General features: G+C 52.2%; 21 protein-coding genes. 16 read left to right on the top strand and 5 right to left on the bottom strand.

Features of this window, described 5'->3' with window-relative positions; genetic code table 11:
* The first annotated feature begins 189 nt into the window (after positions 1–189).
* Positions 190–693, top strand: coding sequence for a hypothetical protein (locus CEK71_RS02880; protein ID WP_088617976.1), 504 nt, complete (start codon positions 190–192; stop codon positions 691–693).
* 176 nt (positions 694–869) lie between these two features.
* Here the strand turns inward: CEK71_RS02880 and CEK71_RS02875 are convergent, their stop codons facing one another.
* Complete coding sequence (locus CEK71_RS02875) at positions 870–1,754, bottom strand: carbon-nitrogen hydrolase (RefSeq protein ID WP_088617975.1); 885 nt, start codon at positions 1,752–1,754, stop codon at positions 870–872.
* Between the two features lie 141 nt (positions 1,755–1,895).
* On the opposite strand from CEK71_RS02875, the gene CEK71_RS02870 reads away from it, so the two are divergent.
* The 7 genes from CEK71_RS02870 to lpxA all read left to right on the top strand — a co-directional run bounded on the left by CEK71_RS02870 (position 1,896) and on the right by lpxA (position 9,126).
* A complete protein-coding gene (locus CEK71_RS02870; protein ID WP_088617974.1) occupies positions 1,896–3,074 on the top strand; it encodes a glycosyltransferase family 4 protein in 1,179 nt (392 codons plus the stop codon).
* Between the two features lie 27 nt (positions 3,075–3,101).
* A complete protein-coding gene (locus tag CEK71_RS02865) occupies positions 3,102–4,256 on the top strand; it encodes a glycosyltransferase family 4 protein (RefSeq protein ID WP_088617973.1) in 1,155 nt (384 codons plus the stop codon).
* Between the two features lie 67 nt (positions 4,257–4,323).
* Positions 4,324–5,646, top strand: a complete 1,323-nt coding sequence (locus tag CEK71_RS02860; protein ID WP_088617972.1) for a UDP-glucose dehydrogenase family protein — start codon at positions 4,324–4,326, stop codon at positions 5,644–5,646.
* A gap of 15 nt (positions 5,647–5,661) precedes the next feature.
* The gene (gene xerD, locus CEK71_RS02855; RefSeq protein ID WP_088617971.1) at positions 5,662–6,546 is read left to right on the top strand and encodes a site-specific tyrosine recombinase XerD; all 885 of its coding nucleotides are present in this window, start codon (positions 5,662–5,664) and stop codon (positions 6,544–6,546) included.
* Positions 6,547–6,601: 55 nt separating this feature from the next.
* Complete coding sequence (locus CEK71_RS02850) at positions 6,602–7,495, top strand: Rpn family recombination-promoting nuclease/putative transposase (RefSeq protein ID WP_088617970.1); 894 nt, start codon at positions 6,602–6,604, stop codon at positions 7,493–7,495.
* A 24-nt stretch (positions 7,496–7,519) separates the two neighbouring features.
* Entirely contained in the window at positions 7,520–8,290 is a 771-nt protein-coding gene (locus CEK71_RS02845) for an ATP-binding protein (RefSeq protein WP_088617969.1), read from the top strand.
* A 62-nt stretch (positions 8,291–8,352) separates the two neighbouring features.
* A complete protein-coding gene (gene lpxA / locus CEK71_RS02840; protein WP_088617968.1) occupies positions 8,353–9,126 on the top strand; it encodes an acyl-ACP--UDP-N-acetylglucosamine O-acyltransferase in 774 nt (257 codons plus the stop codon).
* A 4-nt stretch (positions 9,127–9,130) separates the two neighbouring features.
* On the opposite strand, the gene CEK71_RS02835 is transcribed toward lpxA, so the two are convergent.
* A complete protein-coding gene (locus CEK71_RS02835; RefSeq protein WP_088617967.1) occupies positions 9,131–9,493 on the bottom strand; it encodes a nuclear transport factor 2 family protein in 363 nt (120 codons plus the stop codon).
* A 124-nt stretch (positions 9,494–9,617) separates the two neighbouring features.
* Here CEK71_RS02835 and CEK71_RS02830 point away from each other — a divergent pair, with 124 nt between their 5' ends.
* The 3 genes from CEK71_RS02830 to CEK71_RS02820 all read left to right on the top strand — a co-directional run bounded on the left by CEK71_RS02830 (position 9,618) and on the right by CEK71_RS02820 (position 12,089).
* The gene (locus CEK71_RS02830; RefSeq protein ID WP_088617966.1) at positions 9,618–10,283 is read left to right on the top strand and encodes an HAD family hydrolase; all 666 of its coding nucleotides are present in this window, start codon (positions 9,618–9,620) and stop codon (positions 10,281–10,283) included.
* 50 nt (positions 10,284–10,333) lie between these two features.
* Positions 10,334–11,296 (top strand): beta-ribofuranosylaminobenzene 5'-phosphate synthase family protein, encoded by a 963-nt coding sequence (locus CEK71_RS02825; RefSeq protein WP_088617965.1) that lies wholly within the window; start codon positions 10,334–10,336, stop codon positions 11,294–11,296.
* Positions 11,297–11,651: 355 nt separating this feature from the next.
* Positions 11,652–12,089, top strand: a complete 438-nt coding sequence (locus CEK71_RS02820; protein ID WP_088617964.1) for an NUDIX domain-containing protein — start codon at positions 11,652–11,654, stop codon at positions 12,087–12,089.
* A 151-nt stretch (positions 12,090–12,240) separates the two neighbouring features.
* On the opposite strand, the gene CEK71_RS02815 is transcribed toward CEK71_RS02820, so the two are convergent.
* The 3 genes from CEK71_RS02815 to CEK71_RS02805 are packed head-to-tail and all read right to left on the bottom strand — an operon-like array spanning position 12,241 to position 14,023.
* Positions 12,241–13,026 (bottom strand): SDR family NAD(P)-dependent oxidoreductase, encoded by a 786-nt coding sequence (locus tag CEK71_RS02815; RefSeq protein ID WP_088617963.1) that lies wholly within the window; start codon positions 13,024–13,026, stop codon positions 12,241–12,243.
* Between the two features lie 5 nt (positions 13,027–13,031).
* The gene (locus CEK71_RS02810; RefSeq protein WP_088617962.1) at positions 13,032–13,436 is read right to left on the bottom strand and encodes a VOC family protein; all 405 of its coding nucleotides are present in this window, start codon (positions 13,434–13,436) and stop codon (positions 13,032–13,034) included.
* 29 nt (positions 13,437–13,465) lie between these two features.
* Positions 13,466–14,023 carry a peroxiredoxin gene (locus tag CEK71_RS02805; RefSeq protein WP_088617961.1) on the bottom strand — a complete coding sequence of 186 codons (558 nt, stop codon included), beginning with the start codon at positions 14,021–14,023 and terminating at the stop codon, positions 13,466–13,468.
* 228 nt (positions 14,024–14,251) lie between these two features.
* Here CEK71_RS02805 and CEK71_RS02800 point away from each other — a divergent pair, with 228 nt between their 5' ends.
* The 5 genes from CEK71_RS02800 to CEK71_RS02780 all read left to right on the top strand — a co-directional run bounded on the left by CEK71_RS02800 (position 14,252) and on the right by CEK71_RS02780 (position 21,695).
* A complete protein-coding gene (locus tag CEK71_RS02800; RefSeq protein WP_088617960.1) occupies positions 14,252–18,388 on the top strand; it encodes a DEAD/DEAH box helicase in 4,137 nt (1,378 codons plus the stop codon).
* Between the two features lie 141 nt (positions 18,389–18,529).
* Entirely contained in the window at positions 18,530–19,186 is a 657-nt protein-coding gene (locus CEK71_RS02795) for a pyridoxamine 5'-phosphate oxidase family protein (protein ID WP_088617959.1), read from the top strand.
* 84 nt (positions 19,187–19,270) lie between these two features.
* The gene (locus CEK71_RS02790; RefSeq protein ID WP_088621481.1) at positions 19,271–20,230 is read left to right on the top strand and encodes an ABC transporter substrate-binding protein; all 960 of its coding nucleotides are present in this window, start codon (positions 19,271–19,273) and stop codon (positions 20,228–20,230) included.
* Positions 20,227–20,973 carry an ABC transporter permease gene (locus tag CEK71_RS02785; RefSeq protein WP_088617958.1) on the top strand — a complete coding sequence of 249 codons (747 nt, stop codon included), beginning with the start codon at positions 20,227–20,229 and terminating at the stop codon, positions 20,971–20,973. The genes CEK71_RS02790 and CEK71_RS02785 overlap by 4 nt, the downstream gene beginning before the upstream one ends.
* Complete coding sequence (locus CEK71_RS02780) at positions 20,961–21,695, top strand: ABC transporter ATP-binding protein (RefSeq protein ID WP_088617957.1); 735 nt, start codon at positions 20,961–20,963, stop codon at positions 21,693–21,695. The genes CEK71_RS02785 and CEK71_RS02780 overlap by 13 nt, the downstream gene beginning before the upstream one ends.
* Positions 21,696–21,732: the final 37 nt, after the last annotated feature.

Genomic DNA, 21,732 nt, shown 5'->3' with positions numbered 1-21,732 from the left:
TACGCTGTGCACCACTGGCCTGCGCAAATGACTTGACGCCGTTTCGGGATGGCCTTGCATGTTGACTACGCTTCCGCTTGCGCTCCAACTCCGTCAACACGCCCGGCCCCTACGGCTACGCGGGGGGCGTCGTACACCGCTCCACTTCCGTTTCGCTTCCTGTACTCCTTCTTGGGATATGTGGCACCAATGACGGAATATACTATTGAGCTTGATTGTTCGGCTGACATCATTTGGATGTGTTTAAGCTTCCTGGCGCTTGACATAGAAAGCCAAGTGAAAATAATCGGCCCTTTGCCGACCCAGGCGGTTTTGGAAGACAGCACCATCTGTTTGGCGGCGAGGCAGTATGAGCATAATCATAATGGAGCCTCTCTATTTGCTTGTGTCTTTGGGCATTTTGAGGTCGGATGGATTGACGAGTTTTATCCTTGCCCCCTTGCCGTCGAGTTGTTTGCCCTTGCCGGGTCTATGGGGCTTGCCCAAACTTACGAATCGTTTGTAGACTCCGAGGAATGGCACAAATTGCGCAGGTTGGCGAAAGACGCTCTGGCGGAAGCGGGCTTGCCCCTGCATCCGGTGCCGGCCAAAATTGACTTTGACGATTTTCTCGAAATCACAGGCCGAGGCGGTTATAGGGGGCAAGAATTTCTGATGAGGCTTATCCGATGGCGGAGTCGCGGCAAGGCGTGACACAGTCCCCGCCATGCTACAAATGGCTTTGCTTTGGCGTACACGCGACGGGAATCCCTAAATGAAAGCTATTATCCGCCACTACAGCAACGGCTAGCCTTGGAACCCCCAGTTACGACGCAGGCAACGGCTGGTTGTCGGGGCGATGCCGGAGAGCCTATTGCTAATCAGGAGGTTTAATCAATAAACCGTTTGGTTATATCCGCGTAAGCATCAATACGGCGGTCGCGCAGGAACGGCCAGATTTGTCTGACGCGCTCTGTCCTGGCGCTGTCCAGTGTCCAGGTCAGGAGCGTGTCGTCGGTGGCGGTGGCGCGGCTGAGGATTTCCCCTTGCGGGCCGGCGATGAAGCTGTTGCCCCAGAATTGGATGCCCTTGTCGGAATCGGGGGCTTTTTCAAAACCGATGCGGTTGCAGGCGATGACGGGCAGGCCGTTGGCGACGGCGTGGCCGCGTTGGACGGTGACCCACGCTTCTAATTGCCGTTGCTGTTCGGCTTCGGTGTCTTCCATATCCCAGCCGATGGCGGTGGGGTAGATCAGCAGTTCCGCACCCGCTAAGGCCATGAGCCGCGCCGCTTCGGGATACCATTGGTCCCAGCAGATTAACACGCCCAATTTGCCGATGGAGGTTTGGATGGGGGTAAAGCCTAAATCGCCGGGGGTGAAGAAATATTTTTCGTAAAAGCCCGGGTCGTCGGGGATGTGCATTTTCCGGTATTTGCCGGCGATGCTGCCGTCTTTGTCGAACACGACGGCGGTGTTGTGGTAGAGGCCGGGGGCGCGTTTTTCAAAAATAGTTGAGACAATGACCACGCCCGCTTGTTTGGCGGCATCCGCTAAGATGGCTGTGGTGGGGCCAGGAATGGCTTGGGCGAGGTCAAAATGGTTATAATCTTCGTTTTGGCAAAAATACGGCCCCAGATGCAGTTCCGGCAGGATGACCAGATCGGCTTTGTTGGCGGCGGCGGCGTGGATTTGGGCGATGGAATAGTCCAGATTGGTCTGGCGGTCTGCGTTGCAGGGCTGTTGCACTGCGCTAACGGTTAAGGATGCTTTCATGGTCGCGGTTAAGCTATTGGGTAGTTTTTAATCGGTATAGTTTATAACGATTTGCCCAAAAATTTGAGAAGTAGCACACATTATTCGACGGGAAAGCATTAATGCAATAACATAGCCATTATCGGAAAACGGCCTGCTATTATGAGAATACTGACTTACACCACTTTATACCCCAATGATGTGCAGTTACGCCACGGCATATTTGTCGAACAGCGCCTTAGGCATTTGCTGGCACAAAAGCATGTAGAGGCTAAGGTGGTCGCCCCGGTGCCGTGGTTTCCGTCAAGTGCCAAGCTATTTGGCGCGTATGGCGATTATGCGCGGATTAGCCGCCAAGAACAGCGGCACGGTATCGACATTTATCATCCGCGCTATGCGGTGATCCCTAAGTTTGGCATGATGGTCTCGCCCGCTCTGTTGGCGGCGGCGAGCTTGCCGTTACTCAAGCGGCTGATTGCCGACGGGTATGATTTTGATGTGCTGGATGCGCATTATTTTTATCCTGATGGTGTGGCGGCGGCTTTGTTGGCAAAAGCCTTAGGCAAGCCGTTGGTCATTACCGCGCGGGGTACGGATATTAACTTGATCCCGCAACAGGCTGTGCCGAAAAAGATGATTTTATGGGCGGCACGGCAAGCCGGGCAGATCATTACGGTTTGCGAAGCTTTGCGCTCGGAAATGATCGCGCTGGGTGTGTCCGGCGAAAAAATCCATGCCTTGCGCAATGGCGTGGATTTGCAGGTTTTTTGTCCGCAAGACCGCACCGCATTGCGTCAGGCCATGAATTTGCATAAGCCGACCTTATTGTCGGTCGGGCATTTGATCGAGCGCAAAGGCCACCATTTGGTGATTGAAGCCCTGCAACAGTTGCCTGGCTATGAGTTGCTGATTGCGGGTGACGGCGAAGAGTCGGCTAATCTGCAAGCGTTGGTGGCGCGTTTGGGCTTAAGTGAACGGGTGCGTTTTTTAGGCGCGTTGACGCATCAGCAACTGAGGGATGTTTATAATGCCGCCGACGCGCTGGTGTTGGCCTCTAGCCGCGAAGGGTGGGCGAATGTCTTGCTGGAGGCGATGGCTTGCGGCACACCGGTAGTGGCGACCGCGATTTGGGGTACGCCGGAAGTGGTGCGCACCCCTGCCGCTGGTGTGTTGGTCGGGCAACGCACGGCTAAGGCACTTGCCGAAGGTGTGCAGGCTTTGTTTGCCCAGTATCCGCACCGCCCCGATACCCGCGCCTATGCGGAAAAATTTTCTTGGGATGATACAGTGGCGGGGGTTTACGCGCTGCTCGACAGCCTATTGCCTAGCCCGCACCATTAAGTTTCGCCCTTATTTTTTTAGCACAAGATGAAAATTCTCTATCACCATCGGATTGCCTCCAAAGATGGGCAATATGTCCATATTGAAGAACTGATCACCGCCTTAAGGGCTTTGGGCCATGAGGTTATTATGGCCGAGCCGGACGCTATAGAACATAAAGGCTTTGGCAGCAGTTCCGGGTCGGTAAAAATGATCCGTACCCTGTTGCCGGGGTTTTTGCACGAGTTTATTGAATTTGCCTACGCGCTGTTTGATTTCGCCAAAATCGTGCCGTTGATGCTTAAGCATAAGCCGGATGTGATTTACGAGCGTTACAATCTGTTTTTGCCGTCCGGCATTTGGGCGAAAAAACTCTTTAAGGTGCCGTTGTTGCTGGAAGTCAACGCGCCGCTGTATGCCGAGCGTAAAAAGCATGACGGCATCCAATTGGATTGGCTGGCAAAATGGACGGAGTCTTATGTCTGGCGGCAAGCCGACTATGTGTTGCCCGTGACGCAGGTCTTGGCTGACCACGTCATTGCCGCCGGCGCGTCAGCGGCTAGCATTAGGGTTATCCCTAACGGCATTAATCAAGCCCGTTTCAGCCACGCTATCGATAGCGCTACAGTGCTGGACAAGTACAATCTGCACAACAAGCTGGTGTTGGGTTTTACCGGTTTTGTCCGCGACTGGCATCGGCTAGATAAAGTGGTGCAGGCCATCGCCGATAATAAAGGCCGCGCTTGGCATTTATTGCTGGTCGGCGACGGCCCGGCCCGCGCCGCCATTGAGCAACAGGCGGCGGATTTGGGCATCAGCGAGCATATCACCATTACCGGTATTATTGACCGTGATGAGGTGGCCAATTATGTCGCGGCGTTTGATATTGCCCTGCAACCGGATGTGGTCGAATATGCTTCGCCCTTGAAGCTGTTTGAATATATGGTCTTGGGCAAGGCGATTATTGCCCCTGACCGTGCCAATATCCGTGAGATATTGACGCACGGCCAAGACGCGCTGTTGTTCGACCCCGCACAAGAGCAGGCTTTTACCGAACAGTTGTGTGCTTTGTGCTTAGACGGGGACTTACGTCAGCGGCTAGGCAAGGCCGCCGCGCAAACCTTGGCGGAAAAGGGCCTATATTGGCAGGAAAATGCCAAGCGGGTCGTCACCTTGCTAGAAGACAGGAAAAACGATAAGTAAAAAAAACAACACACAGCCCTTTTTTCACTCTTGACAGTTAGACGATTGCTACCCTTAGGAAAACAACATGAAAGTGACAGTATTTGGTTCTGGTTATGTAGGTCTGGTTACGGGCGTTTGCTTGGCGGAAGTCGGTAATGATGTGCTCTGCATTGATGTCGATGAAGCCAAAATAGCGAATTTGCGCCAAGGTATCGTGCCTATTTTTGAACCGGGGTTGGAAGACATGGTCAAGGATAACCAAAGGGCCGGACGCTTGAAATTTACCACCCATATTTTGGAGGCGGTAGCGCACGGGGTCTTCCAGTTTATCGCCGTGGGTACGCCCCCCGATGAAGACGGTGGCGCCGATCTGCAATATGTTTTGGCGGTCGCCAAATCCATCGCCGAAAACATGATGGAGTATCGGGTGATTGTCGATAAGTCCACCGTCCCTGTCGGTACGGCCGACCGGGTGAAGGCAGTGATTGAGCAAGTCCAGGCGGCACGGGTGGTCGATGTGCCTTATGATGTGGTGTCTAACCCCGAATTCTTAAAAGAGGGTGCGGCGATTGATGATTTTATGAAGCCTGACCGGATTATTATCGGTACCGATAACCCGAAGGCGGAAAAGCTGTTGAAAGCGTTGTATGCGCCGTTTAACCGCAACCATGAGCGGATTATCACGATGGATGTACGTTCGGCGGAGTTGACCAAATATGCCGCCAATGCCATGTTGGCGACTAAAATCAGCTTTATGAACGAATTGGCGAATCTGGCGGAACGTTTGGGCGCAGATATTGAAAAAGTGCGTAACGGTATTGGTTCCGATTCCCGCATCGGTTATTCGTTTATTTATCCGGGTTGCGGCTATGGCGGCTCGTGCTTCCCGAAAGACGTGAAGGCGTTAGAACACACTGCCCAGCAAATGGGTTATGAGGCAGAGCTGTTGCAAGCGGTGGAAAACGTCAATAATCGCCAGAAACAAGTGCTGTTCTCGAAAGTATCGGCGCATTACCACGGTGATTTGCAAGGCAAAACCTTTGCGATGTGGGGCTTGGCGTTCAAACCCAAAACCGACGATATGCGCGAAGCGCCCAGCCGCGTTATTTTGGAGGCATTGATTGCCGCTGGTGCGTCTGTCCGCGCTTATGACCCTGAAGCGATGCTGGAGGCGAAGCGGATTTATGGCGATAAGCCCGGTCTGACGCTGGTGGAGTCCGCCGAAGAAGCCCTGACCGATGCCAACGCCTTGCTGGTCGTGACCGAATGGAAAAACTTTTGGAGCCCTGATTTTGATTTGATTAAGGCGAGCTTGAAAGACGGGGTGATTTTTGACGGCAGAAACTTGTATAAGCCAGAATTGCTCAAAGAAATGGGCTTTACCTATTATGGTATCGGCAGGGCTTAAGCGTTTGGCGGCGTTATGAGCGGCGATGAGCTGATCGACCAGTTTTTGGATGCCGCGTGGGCAGAGCAGGGCTTAAGCGAGAATACCCTGTCCGCCTACCGTAGCGACTTGCGCATTTTTGCCAAATGGTTGGCGGGCAAGCCTTTGCTGGAAGTGGATAACGGGCAGGTGGCGGGCTTTCTCGGCAGCCGTTATAAAGACGGTATCGGCAGCCGCTCTTCGGCGCGGATTTTGTCCAGCTTGCGGCGTTTTTACGGCTATTATATCCGCGAAAACCGTATCAGCGCCGACCCGACCGCGCTGATTGCTTCGCCGCACATCGGCCACCCTTTGCCGATGTCCTTATCGGAAAACGATGTGGAGTTGCTGCTGGCCGCCCCCGAAGTCAGCAGTCCGCTGGGCTACCGCGATAAGACCATGCTGGAAATGCTCTATGCCACGGGTTTGCGGGTGACTGAGCTGGTCGATTTGAAGTTTGAGCAAGTCAGTTTCCGGCAGGGTGTGGTGCGGGTGACGGGGAAGGGTAATAAGCAACGCCTGATTCCGGTCGGCGAAGAGGCGATGAGCTGGCTGGAAGGCTATATGGGGCAAGCCCGCAAAGCCATCTTGGGCGAGCGCCAAAGCGATTATCTGTTTGTCACCAGCCGCGCCAGTAATATGACGCGGCAAGCCTTTTGGCATCTTATCAAACGTCATGCCCTGAAAGCGGGCATCAGCAAAGAACTGTCGCCGCATACCCTACGCCATGCCTTCGCCACCCATCTGCTCAACCACGGCGCGGATTTGCGCGTCGTGCAACTGCTGCTGGGGCATTCGGATTTGTCCACGACACAGATTTACACCCATGTCGCTAACCAGCGGTTGAAGGAATTACATGCCCAGTATCATCCTAGGGGGTGATGTTGCATCTGTGCGTCTTAATATCCATGAATATGTCTAATCGGCGGAGATAGCGATGGCACAACGTAAATTGATCAGTTTTGATTGGGCGATGAAGCGCTTATTGCGCAGTAAGGCCAATTTTGAGGTGTTGGAAGGCTTTTTGTCGGAATTGTTGAAGGACGATATTGAGATTTTGGAGATATTGGAAAGCGAGGGCAATAAGGCGACGCATGATGATAAGCTGAACCAGGTCGATCTGAAGGTGAAAAACCGTAACGGGGAGATTATTTTGGTCGAGGTGCAGCATGACCGTGAGTTGGATTATTTGCACCGTATCCTTTATGCCAGTTCCAAAACGATTACCGAGCATCTGAAAGAGGGTGATGCGTATCAAGAGGTGGTGAAGGTGGTTTCGGTGAGCATCCTGTATTTTGATTTAGGGCAGGGGCAAGATTATGTGTACCACGGCAAGACCGATTTTATCGGCATCCACCAGCATGACCATTTGCAATTGAACAGCCGCCAGCAGCGGATGTTTAATAAGCAGCAGGCTTATGCGATTTTTCCCGAATATTATTTGCTTAAGGTCAACCAGTTTGACGGTGTGGCGCGGGACAGTTTGGACGAATGGATGTATTTTTTGAAAAACGGCGAAATTAAGGAAGATTTTGCCGCTAAGGGTCTGAAAAAAGCCCAAGAGGTGATGGCTGTCCTTAAGCTGTCGGATGCCGAACGCGCCCAGTATGAGCGTTATGTCGATTACATGCACTATGAGGCGAGCATGTCATGGTCTTTGTATCAGGATGGCCGTTTTGACGGTATCGCCGAGGGTATCGAGCAAGGGCTTGAACAGGGGCGGCAAGAGGCGATGTTGAATTTGGCAAAGAATATGAAGCAAGCGGGCGAGAGCTTGGAAAAAATCGCCAGTTATACGGGGTTGGGCTTGGCGCAATTGCAACAGCTTTGATTTTATCGTCTAGGGGTATGAGCCATGATTGATTGGAATGTCACTTACGCCGCCATTTGGCGGCAACGCAAAGAATACCTGCGCCCGGTGCGCCACATTGATCCTATCCAATTGGATGATTTATTGGGGATTGACGGTAAAAAACAGTTGCTGGTGGACAATACGGAACGCTTTCTGGCGGGCAAGCCCGCCAACAACGCTTTGTTGTGGGGTTCGCGGGGTACGGGAAAATCGTCGTTAATCAAAGCCTTGCTGAATGCTTATAAAACCGCTGGCTTGCGCCTGATTGAAGTGGATAAGCAAGATTTGGTGTATTTGCCGGAAATTGTCGATGACATCCGCGAACTCCCCCAACGCTTTATCATTTACTGTGATGATCTGTCTTTTGAATCTGGCGATAGCCATTACAAATCGTTAAAAAGCGTGCTTGAAGGCTCGGTTGAGCTGCCGCCGGACAATGTCTTGGTTTATGCCACCTCCAACCGTCGGCATTTGCTGCCGGAGTTGATGAAAGATAACCTCGATTCCCATTTAGTCGATAGGGAAGTGCATTATTCGGACACGGTAGAAGAAAAAACCTCGCTGTCTGACCGTTTTGGCCTGTCGTTAGGGTTTTATCCGCAAACGCCCCCAGCGTATTTGGCTATTGTCGATAGCCTTTTTCCTGAGGTGGCGGACGCTGCCCGCGCCAGCCTGCATAAAGCCGCCTTGGATTTTGCCCATCAACGTGCGTCAAAAAGCGGGCGGACAGCTAAGCAGTTTTATAATGCGTTTGTCGGCACGGCTTTTGTTTGACGGATGTGCCGGGTGGCTCGGCTTTTACTTTTATTTTTTAACAAACGAAACGGACATTAACCATGACAAGCCTTATCCATCCCTCCGCTTATATTGCCCCTGATGCCAAACTCGGCGATAACGTCACTGTCGGCCCGTTTGCCGTCATCGAAAGTGCGGTGGAAATTGGTGATAACTGTAACATCGGCGCGCAGGCCGTGGTGCAGCCTTATGTCAAAATGGGCGCGGGCAATATATTGCATCCGCACGCGGTATTGGGTGGTTTGCCACAGGACACTGGCTTTAAGGCAGAAACGTTGTCATGGTTAATTTGCGGGGATAATAATGTGTTCCGCGAAGGCTTTACCGCTCACCGCGCCAGTAAGGCGGATGGGGAAACCCGTATCGGTTCGGGCTGTTATTTTATGAGCAATAGCCATGTCGCCCATGATTGTGATGTCGGCGATAAAACCATTTTTGCCAATAACGTGGCGATAGGCGGGCATGTCCAGGTCGGCAATAATGTTTTTATGGGCGGGGCGGTGGTCGCGCACCAATTTTGCCGCATCGGGGCTTTTGCGATAGTGCAGGGGACAACGGGCTTAAATATGGATGTGATTCCCTTTACGCTGATTGGAGGCCGTCCTGCCAGACATTATAAGCTCAATACCATTGGCTTAAGACGGGCGGGCATTACGGGCGAGCGTTATAACGTCTTAGCCGCTGCGTTCCGTTTATTGCGGAATAAACAGAGTTTGGACGGCTTACAGGAAACCGAAGAATTGCTGATGCTGAAAGCCTGGTTGGCGGTGAAGTCCAAACGTGGCCTGCATGGCTTTATGTCGCTTGATGATTAGCGCGTTAAGGCTGGCAGTAGTGTGCCTGCACCCGTTGTATTAATCCTTCCCTATTTAATTCCATGACTTCGGCGGCCAGTAAGTTATTGACGCTGGTATAGATTAAGGTAAGGCTGTTGACTCCGGTAACGACGTGCAATAATTGGAAAGCCAGTTCGGGATATTTTGCTAAGCCTTGGGCAAAATAGCCAGCCAAGGCGGTTTTGCCGTGGACGGTGCCGTCTGAGCTGTTTTGTAGGGCGACGATAAACGGGCTGGTAAAGCTAATGTCTTCGGCGTAATGGCTGAGAATGTCGGGCAAGTCGTGGCGGTTCCAGGCATTAAGCCAAGCTTGGGCTAGGGTATTGGCGTGGGATTGGGTTAACATGATGGTATTGGGCTTAAGTTGCTTTATGTGGGTAGTTACCGGGGCGGTGTTCCTTCGGGTACAGGCCTTGCCTATTATTTTAAGCCGTCACTAACTAAAAACCAAAACCGTGAACGATAAGCTTATGCCTTTTTCTGCCGTTCTCTTTGATATGGATGGCCTTGTCCTTGATACCGAAAGCACTTATTGCCAAGCGTGGCAACAGGCGGCGGCAAGGATGGGTCACTATTTATCGGACAGTTTTTGTAGGTCCTTATCCGGCCTGCATCATCAGGCTATAGACGCTAAATTACAGGATGCTTGCGGGGCGGATTTTGATATACAGGCATTTAACCGCCGTGCAGGTGCGTGTTGGCGGGAACGGGTGACGACAGACGGTATTCCGGTAAAGCCTGGGGTGGCCGAGTTGTTGGCGTATCTTGAGGCGCGGCAAATTCCGTTTGCCTTGGCGACGAATAGCCGGGCGGCGAATGCTCAGGAGTGTTTGGCCTTAGCGGGGTTGGCTGGCGCGTTTAAGGTGCTGGTGGGTCGTGATGACGTGGCGGCGGGCAAACCGTCGCCGGATGTGTTTTTACGCGCGGCGGCCTTATTGCAAACGCCTATCCATGCCTGTTGGGTGTTGGAAGATTCGTTGATTGGCATTATGGCCGCGCACAGCGCGGGGGCGTTTCCGGTGTTGGTGCCGTCCGGCTCTCCGGTTGAGACGCAGGCACTGGCGTTATGCGCTATGATGCGGCCTGATTTATCGGCGGTCTTGGCAACTATCCGCGCTGAGTTCGCCCATCGGTAACGCAATCGGGTATAATTTCATTATTACGCACTACTTTTTGTATCTTCAATTTGAAAGCTCATTATTCTTCAGTCTCCGTCATTGCCCCCGCCCGCTTGCACATGGGATTCTTTGATTTAAGCGGTTCGTTAGGCCGCCACTTTGGCAGTATCGGTGTGGCCTTGAATGAAATCAGTACCCGCCTTTCTGCTAGCCCCGCTGCCACCCGTTTGGTCACCGGGCCGTCTTCGAAGCGGGCGGAACTGTGCCTGACTATGCTTTGCCAAGCCTTGGGGGTATCCGACCAACTGCGTATCCGTATTGATAGCGCGATACCTGAGCATGTCGGTTTGGGTTCGGGTACGCAAATGGCTTTGGCGATAGGTATGGCCCTTAACGGCATTTATGGCTTGGGTTTGTCGGTGCGGCAGATTGCTGCCGTCACCGAGCGGGGCTTGCGTTCGGGCATTGGCATCGGTATTTTTGAGCGGGGCGGCTTGGTTGTGGATGGTGGCCGTGGTGAAAAAACCATTACCCCACCCGTTTTGGTACAGATGGATATTCCTGAGGATTGGCGGTTTGTGCTGGTGTTTGATGAGCGTGGCCAAGGCTTGCATGGTTCGCAGGAGGTTCAGGCCTTTAGTCAGTTGCCGCCGTTTTCGGCACTGGAGGCGGCGCGTTTGTGCTATTTGCTGTTGATGCAGGGCTTACCTGCCGTGGCAGAGCAAGATTTAGGCAAATTCGGCGAGGTGATAACCGAACTGCAACGCTCGGTGGGCGAGCATTTCGCCTCGGCGCAAGGCGGTGTGTTTACTAGCCCCGAAGTGGCGCAGGTGATGGCTTGGCTGGCAGGGCAGGGGGCGGTGGCCATCGGACAAACATCGTGGGGGCCTACGGGCTTTTGTGCTCTGCAAGGCGTGGCTTTGGCAGAGGCTCTGGCGCAACAGGCGCGGGAGCGGTTCACGCATTTTGACAAAGTGACGATAGTGGTTGCCAGTGCGAGAAATAGCGGCGGCGAAGTGGCGGTTTATTAAGTCAGGCTAGCATATAAAGTGGGTTGACGCATTGCTTTGGACTATTTTTGCCTTATTATAGTGCAAAAGCAAATAATGGTCTGTAGGGGTGTTATGCTAAAGCATGTTAACTCATTGAATAGCATGGTTATTATGGATATGGCATCATAAGTGCAGGTACTAAGGTAAGTCAAGATACCGTCACGTTCGCCTGTGTTTGGTGCCATCCTGGCGTTCTATTTTCTCGGATAGAACGCCTTTTTTATTGCCCGCCGTTTGCTTGCTGGGCATTGTATAGCAGCCGGTGGTTTTACCTTTATTGCCAGTAAGGGGTAAAATCGTCGGTTTGGTCTGCTATCTTTGTTCAGGAATGTCTATGTATAAGCCCGTTACGCCACTGTTAGCCGCCGATATTATTATCGAGCTGATTGATTTGCCCCATCGCCCCTTTGTATTGATTGAACGCGCTAACCCGCCGTACGGCTGGGCATTGCCGGGCGGTTTTGTTGATGTCGGCGAAACGGTCGAGCAGGCGGCGCTGCGTGAGGCGCAGGAAGAAGTGGGGCTGGAGGTGACGCTGAAACTGTTGCTGGGTTTGTATTCCGACCCCAAGCGCGACATCCGTAACCATACGGTGACGGCGGTGTATGTCGGCGAAGCGCGGGGAATGCCGAAAGCGGCGGACGATGCGAAAAATTGCGCTATTTTTACGTTTGATAATTTGACCACTGAACTGGCCTTTGACCACGCGCTGGTGTTGGCGGATTATCAGTATTATCTGACCGCAGGGCAAGTTACGCCAATCCGGGTTTAAGGGGCCGTCCGCAGGGTGCTTGATAGGGAGTCCGGCGTTTGGCGGACTGCATGTTGGTACACTCGGTTAAGCCATCGTGCAATGGCTAAAGACCATTGCACTCCGCTCTGTGTTGCCCAATAAGTGACGGCCCATCGCGGACGGTTTACGCTTACCGTAAAAACCGCCCGCCGCTGATGTCAATTAACGCGCCGTTGATATGCGAGGCCATGTTGCTGCTCAAAAACAGCACCGAACTGGCGACTTCTTCGGCGTAGGTGTTGCGGCCTAAGGGCGTTTGTTTGCGGTAGTTTTCCATCATTTCCGGGGTCGAGTGGATTTCATGGTGTTGGGTCTCCACTGTGCCGGGCATGACCGAATTGGTACGGATCTGCGGGGCCAGTTCTTTGGCTAAGGTGTGGGTAAACACCATCAACCCGCCTTTCGCGGCGGCATACGCCCCGCCGCCGTTAGCCCCGCCGGTTTGTACCGACAAGGAGAGGATATTCACTATACTGCCGTTACCCGTAGCGCGTAAATGCGGGATGGCGCGTTTAGTGACCAAAAAAGCGCTGGTCAGGTTGATGTCCAGCGATTTTTGCCAGTTTTCTAACAGGCAGTCCTCAATCTTGGCGCGTTTTACCAGACCGCCACTGTTATTGACGACAATGTCTAAGCGTCCGGCCTCGGCGACCAGCTTGTCAATGGCGGCGTTGGCTTCGGCTTCTTGGGTCAGGTCGGCGGGCAATAAAATGCTTTTGATGTGTTGGGTGGCCAATTCTTCTTGCAAACTGAGGGCGGCGGCGGCACTGCTATAATAATGCAGGCCGATAATCGCCCCGGCTTTGCCTAGGGCCAAGGCGGTGGCGCGGCCTATGCCGACCGCCGCGCCGCTGATAAAGGCGGCTTTGCCGCTCAGGTCAAGATGTTGTTCGGGTGCTGTTTGTGCAGAGGTCATGGCTGCTATGCTCCTGGGGCGGATAAGTCCAGTTGCTCCCCCGCAAAGTTGAGTTCAATGCGGATGCCGACAGGGTCGTACAGGAACAACTGGGTCATTGCGGGCGCAGGACGGTAATCCACATCATAGCGTATCTGATGGCTGTTTAAGTGCTGCACCCAAGCGGCGACACCGCTACAGCTTAGGGCGACATGGTTAAAGTGGCCGTTACTGCCCCGGTAAGGGGGGTGTTCAACCACCGACAGGTGGATAATGGCGGTGTCGTGGCAATACAGCCACGCGCCATTGCGTTTGGAAACCGCCCGTAAACCTTGCTTTAAGCCGATGATCTGCTCATAAAACGTCACTACGTCCGGAAACTGCCCGGCCGAAACGACAATATTGATGTGGTTGATACCTGATACGTCCATGCGTAAACCTTAATAGTGGTGGATAGTGGTTATTGCGCCTCGGCGGTTGTTTCGTCCGCCGCTGCTTCTGTTACTTCTTCTGCTGCTGTTTCTTCTGCTGCTGTTTCTACTGCTGCGCTTTTGCCCAAATTTTTGATTTTTTCTAAGATTTCTTGGGCGTGGCCTTCGGGGGTGACACCGTAGATCACTTCGGCTAAGACACCGTGTTTATCAACAATGAACGTCGAGCGGAAAATCGCCATGCTTTTAACGCCTTCTTTTTCACGCTCACGCCAAACCCCGTAGTTCTCACACATTTCGCCGCGCGTGTCCGCCAGCAATTCGACTTTCAGGGCGTATTTTTTGATAAATTCGCTATGGCTTTCGCATGAGTCTTTGCTGATCCCGATAATGACGGTATCCAGTTGGGCAAATTCGTCTGCCAATTGGGTAAATTGGTTGGCCTCTATGGTGCAGCCGGGGGTGTCGTCTTTAGGATAAAAATATAAGACGAGGTTCTTTTCTCCGGCGTAATCGGTTAAACTGACTAATTGGTTGTTTTGGTTCAAGGCTCTGAACATCGGTGCATATTGTTGTTTTTCTAGCATAAAAAACCCCTCATTTGGACAGTTGAGCATTATTGGACAGTGACGGTAACGCACTTGGTGTGTTCCGTGTGTGGCATGATAGATAGCTGGCAGGTGAATGTCCAGCGATTAAACCCCGAAAACAAATTAAAGATTTATGATTTTAAAATCATGTGCTTAATGGTCTGCTTTGTGTTTTTAAAACCTCATGGCGATAGCTTTAACCCTAAGGATTAGCGATTTCTGAAAATGAATAAAAAATTACTTGCTGCGTTTAATGCGCTGACTCCTGCCGAACAAGACATTATGATGGCCTTAGCGGTAGTTTATGCACCGATTAGCCAGACGAATTTGCAAAGTTTGTTGACCAAAGCAGGTGGTTTCGAGGTAAAAACCGTCCGTTTAGTAGATAAGGTTCTTAAGGAAAAGTTGCATAAAAGTAAATTCATTATTGCCACTAATGATGGCTGGGCCTGCCATCCCAGTTATAGCGAAGGTCTGATGCGTTTGGCTGTCGAGCAGCCTTGGTTTAAAAAATTGGCGACTTTGCTGATCGCCGATAGCGGTTATTATCCCTCGCACCGGGTGATTGCCAGCCATATCGTCAAGCAATTGCGGCTGTTCTTGTATCAAGGCAGCGTGTCGGCATTTATGGCCAATATTGACCGTTTATATGCCAATTATCCGCAATATTTTGCCGAACATATTAACTGCGTCTTTTTCAACGATTTTGATGCCGATTGGTTCACCAGCTTACCTGTGCAAATGCAATATGGGGCATTGAAATATCTGGTGGCAAACAATTACACGGAATTTACCGCCGATAAAAAACCTTATTTGTTGCTGGAGCAGTTGTTTGGCAATACCAAACCCGGTTATCCAGAAATTGCCCATACGGTTATTGAGCAACGGCTGTTACGCGGCAATTTTCAGGATGCGCAGCTGTGGTTGGAGGGCGATGCGACCAGTGAGGGTTTAAAAATATTAGCGACCGCCCGGTTTTTCCAAAACCGTAATGATGAGGCGATCAGCTTATTTAATGCGGCGTTACGGCAACTAAAAAAAGAGACCAATAAGCGTAATATCACCATTACTGGCTTGTATGGCTGTTTCTTTGCTTTGGCGTTGCTGCGCTCGCAAACCGGGGACAATGTGGCTTACCTTAAAAAACAGCATTTGCCGATGCTGGCGAAAGCGGGCTATGACCCGTTTTATCTCGCCCATAGCCTGTTAGACCAAGCCATTGATGTGTATCAGGCCAAAGCACCTATTGAGTCTTGTCATCAATTGCTGAAACACACCACGTTCCCTTACGAGCGTTTGTTTCAGGCTTTGATCTTATATTGGCTGGTCGATAGCGACAGCATTGCCAATAATGCCCCGATGGTGGCGATTATGGCGGGCTTGGCGAAACTGTGCCAGCAAGCGCAAAATGCCGGTTTTGTTTGGTATGCGGCGGTCAGTTCTTTACTGTTACAGCGTGTGCAGTATAAGGATGCCGATTGCCGACAAATCGCCGCGTTTTATGCCGGATCGCCGTTTGCTGAGATTATCGACTTGTTGCCGAAAGTCTCGTTATGGGAGCGGGCTTTAACGGCGTTAACCCAGCTCAGCGGCCAGCCAGCCGCTAGCGCACAGACTAGCCAAGAATTGCGCATGGTGTGGAGTTTGAGCTTGGAGGGCAATGAGGTATTTCTGGTGCCGAAAGAGCAGCGCTTGAGCAAAAATGGCCAATGGAGTAAAGGCCGTCCGGTCGCGTTGAAAAAACTTTACCATGATTTGGCCGATTATGAGTATTTGAGCGAGCAAGACCGGAAGATTTGTACGAAAATCGTCATTGATAAAGAAAGCGATTATTACGGCTATTATGCCAAAGACGTGTATGAATTGTCGGTGGATGGCCTGCTGGCCGCCGCCGGACACCCCAATGTTTATTGGGCGGGTCAAGAGCAAACGGGCAAGCCGGTCGACATCAGCATTACCGAGCCGCAATTATTGGTCAAGGAGGAGGGGGATAATTTGCGTATTTCGTTGCTCCCAGAAATCAGCGGCCAACGCATTATCGCCCAAAAAACCGCCAATCATGGCCTGATTATTTATGTCATTAACAACCAGCATCTGCAAGTTGCTGAGATTCTAGGCAAAAATGGCTTGGTCGTACCCGCTTCCGCCCGCCAGCAAGTCATTGATTCCATTGCTTCAATCGCCTCTATGCTGACGGTGCAGTCGGATATTGGCGGCACTTCCAGCCATGCCATTGATGTCGCCGCCGATAGCCGCCTGCATATCCATTTGCAGCCGGTTGGGCAGGGTATCCAAATCGATGTGTTTATCCAGCCGTTTCTTAGCGGCGGCCCTTTGTACAAGCCCGCCAGTGGCGGTACGACAGTATTAGCGGATATTGACGGCCAGCAATACCAAACCACCCGCGATTTTAAGGACGAAAATGCCCATGTCGCTAAGCTGTTCGCCGATTGTCCCCGCTTGTTTAAGGACAAGGAGCTGAAATGGCTGTTGGATGATCCTGAAATGGCGCTGGAGGTATTGCTGGATTTGCAGGCACTGAGTGAAGATTTTGCGGTGCTGGAATGGCCGAAAGGCAAAAAAATCCGCCTCAGCCGTGAGGCAGGCCTGTCACAGGCGCAGTTCTCGATCCGTAAAGAACAAAACTGGTTTAGCGTTGACGGGGATTTGGTTGTTGATAACGACCAGGTCTTTAATATGCAGCGGCTGATGCACTTGTTAAGTGGCTCTAACAGCCGCTTTTTGAAATTGGAAGACGGGCAGATTATTGCCCTGACCCGTGAATTGCGCCAGCGTCTGGATGATCTGACGGGCTTAGGTGAGGTGCAGGACGATAAAATCCGCTTCCATGCCTTAGCGGCTCCGGCCTTGGACGGCATTACCGAAGGTATGGCGATTACGGCCAGTAAGCCTTGGAAAGACCAGTTAAAGCATTTGAATGCGATTAGCGACTTAAACCCGCAAGTGCCGTCCACTTTGCAAGGCGAGTTGCGTGATTACCAGCGCGAAGGCTTCCAATGGATGTCGCGTCTGGCACATTGGGGGGCTGGGGCGTGTTTGGCCGATGATATGGGCTTAGGCAAAACTGTCCAAGCCTTGGCCTTGATTTTATCACGCGCCCCAGAAGGGCCGACTTTAATCTTGGCCCCGACCTCCGTGTGCATCAATTGGTTGGAAGAAGCCCAACGCTTTGCGCCGACGCTGAACGTCCAACATTTTGGTCATGGCGACCGCCAAGCCATGCTGGATAATGCGGCCGAGTTTGATTTGATCGTCTGTAGCTACGGTTTGTTGCAAACCGAAGCCGAACGCTTAGGGCAAGTCCGCTGGCAAACGTTGGTGGCGGACGAGGCCCAGGCGATTAAGAATGCCCTGACCAAACGCTCCAAAGCGGCGATGTCCTTGCAAGCCGAGTTTAAGCTGATCACCACGGGTACGCCGATAGAAAACCATCTGGGCGAACTATGGAATTTGTTCAATTTCATCAATCCCGGCCTGTTAGGCTCGCTGAGCCGCTTTAACGAACGCTACGCCCATGCCATTGAAAACCAGCAAGACCATGTGGTACAGCAACGCCTGAAAAAACTGTTGCGGCCCTTTATTTTGCGGCGGCTGAAAAATGATGTCTTGACCGAATTGCCGCCGCGTACCGAAGTCACCCTGCATATTGAGCTGAGCACCGAAGAACGGGCCATGTACGAAGCCTTGCGCCGTAATGCGATGGATGCCATTGCTTCCGCGAAAGAGCAACCGGGCAACCAGCAGTTAAAGGTGTTGGCGGAAATTATGAAGTTGCGCCGTGCTTGCTGTAACCCGCGCTTGGTGATGGAAGATTCTCATATCGGCAGTTCCAAGCTGCAAGCGTTTGAGGAGTTGGTGGATGAGTTGCTGGATAACCGCCATAAGGCTTTGGTGTTTAGCCAATTTGTCGGGCATTTGGATCTGATCCGCGAGTTGCTGGATAAGAAGGGCATTACTTATCATTATTTGGACGGTTCCACCCCTGTGCCGCAACGCAAAAAAGCCATGAATGCTTTCCAAGCGGGCGATGGCGATTTGTTTTTAATCAGCCTGAAAGCAGGCGGGACAGGTTTAAACCTGACCGCCGCCGATTATGTCATCCACATGGATCCGTGGTGGAATCCGGCGGTCGAAGACCAAGCCTCGGACCGCGCCCACCGCATGGGGCAAAAACGCCCCGTGACCATTTACCGCCTAGTCGCTAAAGATACCATTGAAGATAAGATTGTCGATTTGCACAAGCATAAACGCGATTTGGCGAACAGCTTGCTGGAAGGGGGCGAGGTGAGCGGTAAGATGTCGGTTGAGGATATGATGGCGTTGATTAGCGATATTGATTAACTACGCGCTAAGCGAACGAGGTTTGCAATAAATCCGGCGCGTAATGGCCTTGGCTTTAAGGGTTATCCGCTGGCAACGCATTTTTGCTATCATTTAGAATAAATTTATAGACTAGCCACTTTACCTGACCGGAGCCAACCCATGAATGACCTATACGGCGATCAACACCTTTCCCTGCAAGACCAATTTGCGACCCGTGGGCTGGCGGAGCGGGTGGGGCAAATCATTGTCCAACCGGAGTTGGATGATATGCACAAGGGCTTTATCGAGACCCGTGACATGCTGTTTTTGACGACGGTTGACCATCGCGGTTATCCCACTTGCTCGTATAAAGGCGGTGTGCCGGGCTTTGTTAAGGTGTTAGACAGCAAAACTTTGGCTTTTCCCAGTTACAATGGCAATGGCATGTTTTTGTCGATGGGCAATATTAGCGTCAATGATAAGGTCGGTTTGCTGTTTATTGATTTTACAACCCCGCACCGTATTCGGGTGCATGGTGTCGCCAGTATTGACCATAATGATCCCTTATTGGCCGAGTACCACGAAGCGGAATTGGTAGTGCGCGTGACCGTCACCGAGGTGTTTGTCAATTGTCCGCGTTATATCCACCCATACCAGCGCGTGGCGACCTCCAAATATGCCCCGCAGCCGGAATGCCCCACTCCGTCGCCGCAATGGAAGCGCATTGATGCCATTCAAGATGTCCTGCCCGAAGCTGACTTGCATCAGGTTGCGGGGTGTGGCGGCACTATTACGCCGGAAGAATATGGTATGTTGGTGATGAAGGGTGAAGGTTAGGCGGAAATGGTAAACATTCTCACACGCGTGCTGGCAGACACGTTAAAATAGCGGCTTTTAAACTTCTGCAAAATGATTGGTTTTATGAAATTTACTGGCTTTCTCATTGCATGTTGTCTGACGGCTAACTTGGCGGTAGCTGCGGAAAAAACTACTATCCATCTTGCGGTACAAGCCACGGGAACGGTGGCTTGGGAGTTGGCTACCTTAAACAAACATCCGGCGGCGGATTATGAATTGGTCGTCCAGCAGGTCGCCAATCCTGAAGCGGCTAAGGTGGCGTTGCAATCTGGCGCGGTGGATGTGATTGTCTCCGATTGGTTGTGGGTGGCTCGGTTACGCGCAACGGGTGCGGATTTTACGTTTTACCCTTATTCCAGTGCCTCTGGCGCGTTGGTGGTGGCGAAAGACAGCCCTATCCATACGCTGAAAGACTTGGTGGGCAAGCGTTTAGGCGTTGCGGGCGGTGAGTTGGATAAAAATTGGCTGTTGTTGCAAGCGTTGGCGCAACAAGAGCATTTGGATTTGAATGCTTCGGTGGAAAAAACCGTCGGTGCGCCGCCGTTGCTAAACGAGCAGCTTTTACAGAAACGGGTTGATGCGTTGTTGACCTATTGGCATTTTGCCGCCCGTTTGGAAGGCCAAGGCTATCGGCAAATCATTGACGGTAAGGGCATTTTACAAGGCTTGGGCATTCACGAAACAGTCCCCACGTTAGGCTATGTGTTTAAGCAAAGTTGGGCGCAGGCGCATCAACAGGCTCTGACGCATTTCTTAGCGGCCAGTGCGGCGGCGAAAATCCAATTGTGTACCGATGATGCCGCTTGGCATGAAATTGTGCCGTTGACTCAGACAGATGATGTGGCGACGCAAGCGGTGTTGCGCCGCCATTATTGCGAGGGCAATATCAGCGGTTGGGGCGATAAGGAGCAACAAGCCGCCGCGCGTATTTACAGTTTGTTACATTCCTTAAGCCAACAGCAATTGACGGGGGCTAGCGAAACCTTGCCGGCAGGTACTTTCTGGACTCCCGGCCCGCTTTGAAGTTTCGCCCGTTTATTTTACCCGCGCTGTCCTTATTGGCCTTAATCGCCCTTTGGCAAGGCGTGGCTTTGTTGGTCGATAGCCATACTTTGCCCGCGCCTTATACGGTCGCGGTTGTGCTGTGGCAGGCGATAGTGTCGGGGCAGTTGCCTTACCATTTGGGGGTGACGTTACTGAGGCTGGTGGTGAGTTTTACGGTCGCCATGCTGATGGGGTCGGCTATCGGCATTGTGTTGGGGCGTAGCGAAAAGCTGAATGCGTTTTTCGATAATTGGCTGGTGATTTTTCTTAACGTCCCCGCTTTGGTGACGATTATCCTTTGTTATGTCTGGCTGGGTTTGGTGGAGTCGGCGGCGATACTGGCGGTGGTCATTAATAAATTGCCGAATGTCATTGTTACGGTCAGGGAAGGCACCCGTGCTTTAGACCAGGATTTGTTGGAGATGGCGCGGTGTTATGGTTTTAGCAAAGGCAAAACCTTGCGCCATGTCATTTGGCCGCAACTGCATCCGTTCGTCATGGCGGCGACCCGTTCCGGTTTGGCGTTGATTTGGAAAATCATCCTAGTAGTCGAGCTGTTAGGGCGTAGCAACGGCATGGGCTACCAACTGCATTTATTTTTCCAATTGTTCGATGTCGCCAGCATCCTCGCTTATACCGTGGCTTTTGTGGTGGTGATGCAGGTGTTTGAGGTCGCGGTGTTAAAGCCTTTGGATAGGTCGGCGCAACGGTGGCGGCGATGAAGATCCATATCCAGAGCAAAACTTATCCGGCAGTGGGCAAGGCGGCGGTGAAGCCGGCCATTGCGGATTTTGCTTTAGACTTAAACGCCGGCGAGTTTGTGTGCCTGGTCGGCCCTTCGGGGTGCGGCAAAACCACCTTGCTGAATATTTTGGCGGGGTTGGATAAGGATTATCAAGGCGAGATCGGGGGAGGGCAGCAGTTACCTAAGATAGGTTATGTGTTCCAAAACCCGCGCCTGTTGCCGTGGCGGACTGTCCGTGAGAATATCGAGTTGGTGTTAGCGGAGGCGACACCTGCCAGTACCGTTGATGCGCTGTTGGACGCGATGCAGCTGACCAGTGTCCAGCAAGTCTATCCAGAACGCCTGTCGCTGGGCATGAGCCGCCGGGTCGCCATTATCCGCGCGTTTGCCGTTAATCCTGATTTGTTGCTGATGGACGAGCCGTTTGTGTCGCTGGACGCGCCGACCGCCCGGCAGGTACGCGAATTGCTGATGCAGCTTTGGCAGCAACGTCCGCACCGGGTGTTGTTTGTCACCCATGATTTGCGCGAAGCCATTGCTTTGGCCGATAAGCTGGTGTTTTTGTCGGCCTCGCCGATGACGGTCGTCCGCACCCTGACCGTGCCGATTGCGCGTAATAAACGTAATGATGAAGCGGCGGTTGAAGCCTTTCGGCAACAGCTTAAGCAGGACTACCCTGATATTAATGTGCTGTTATAAGCCCCGCCTACCTTTCTAAATCGTCATCCCCTTTCTC

The sequence above is a fragment of the Methylovulum psychrotolerans genome (assembly GCF_002209385.1).
Classification (GTDB): Bacteria; Pseudomonadota; Gammaproteobacteria; order Methylococcales; family Methylomonadaceae; genus Methylovulum; species Methylovulum psychrotolerans.
This window is presented reverse-complemented; position numbering and strand designations above follow the sequence as displayed.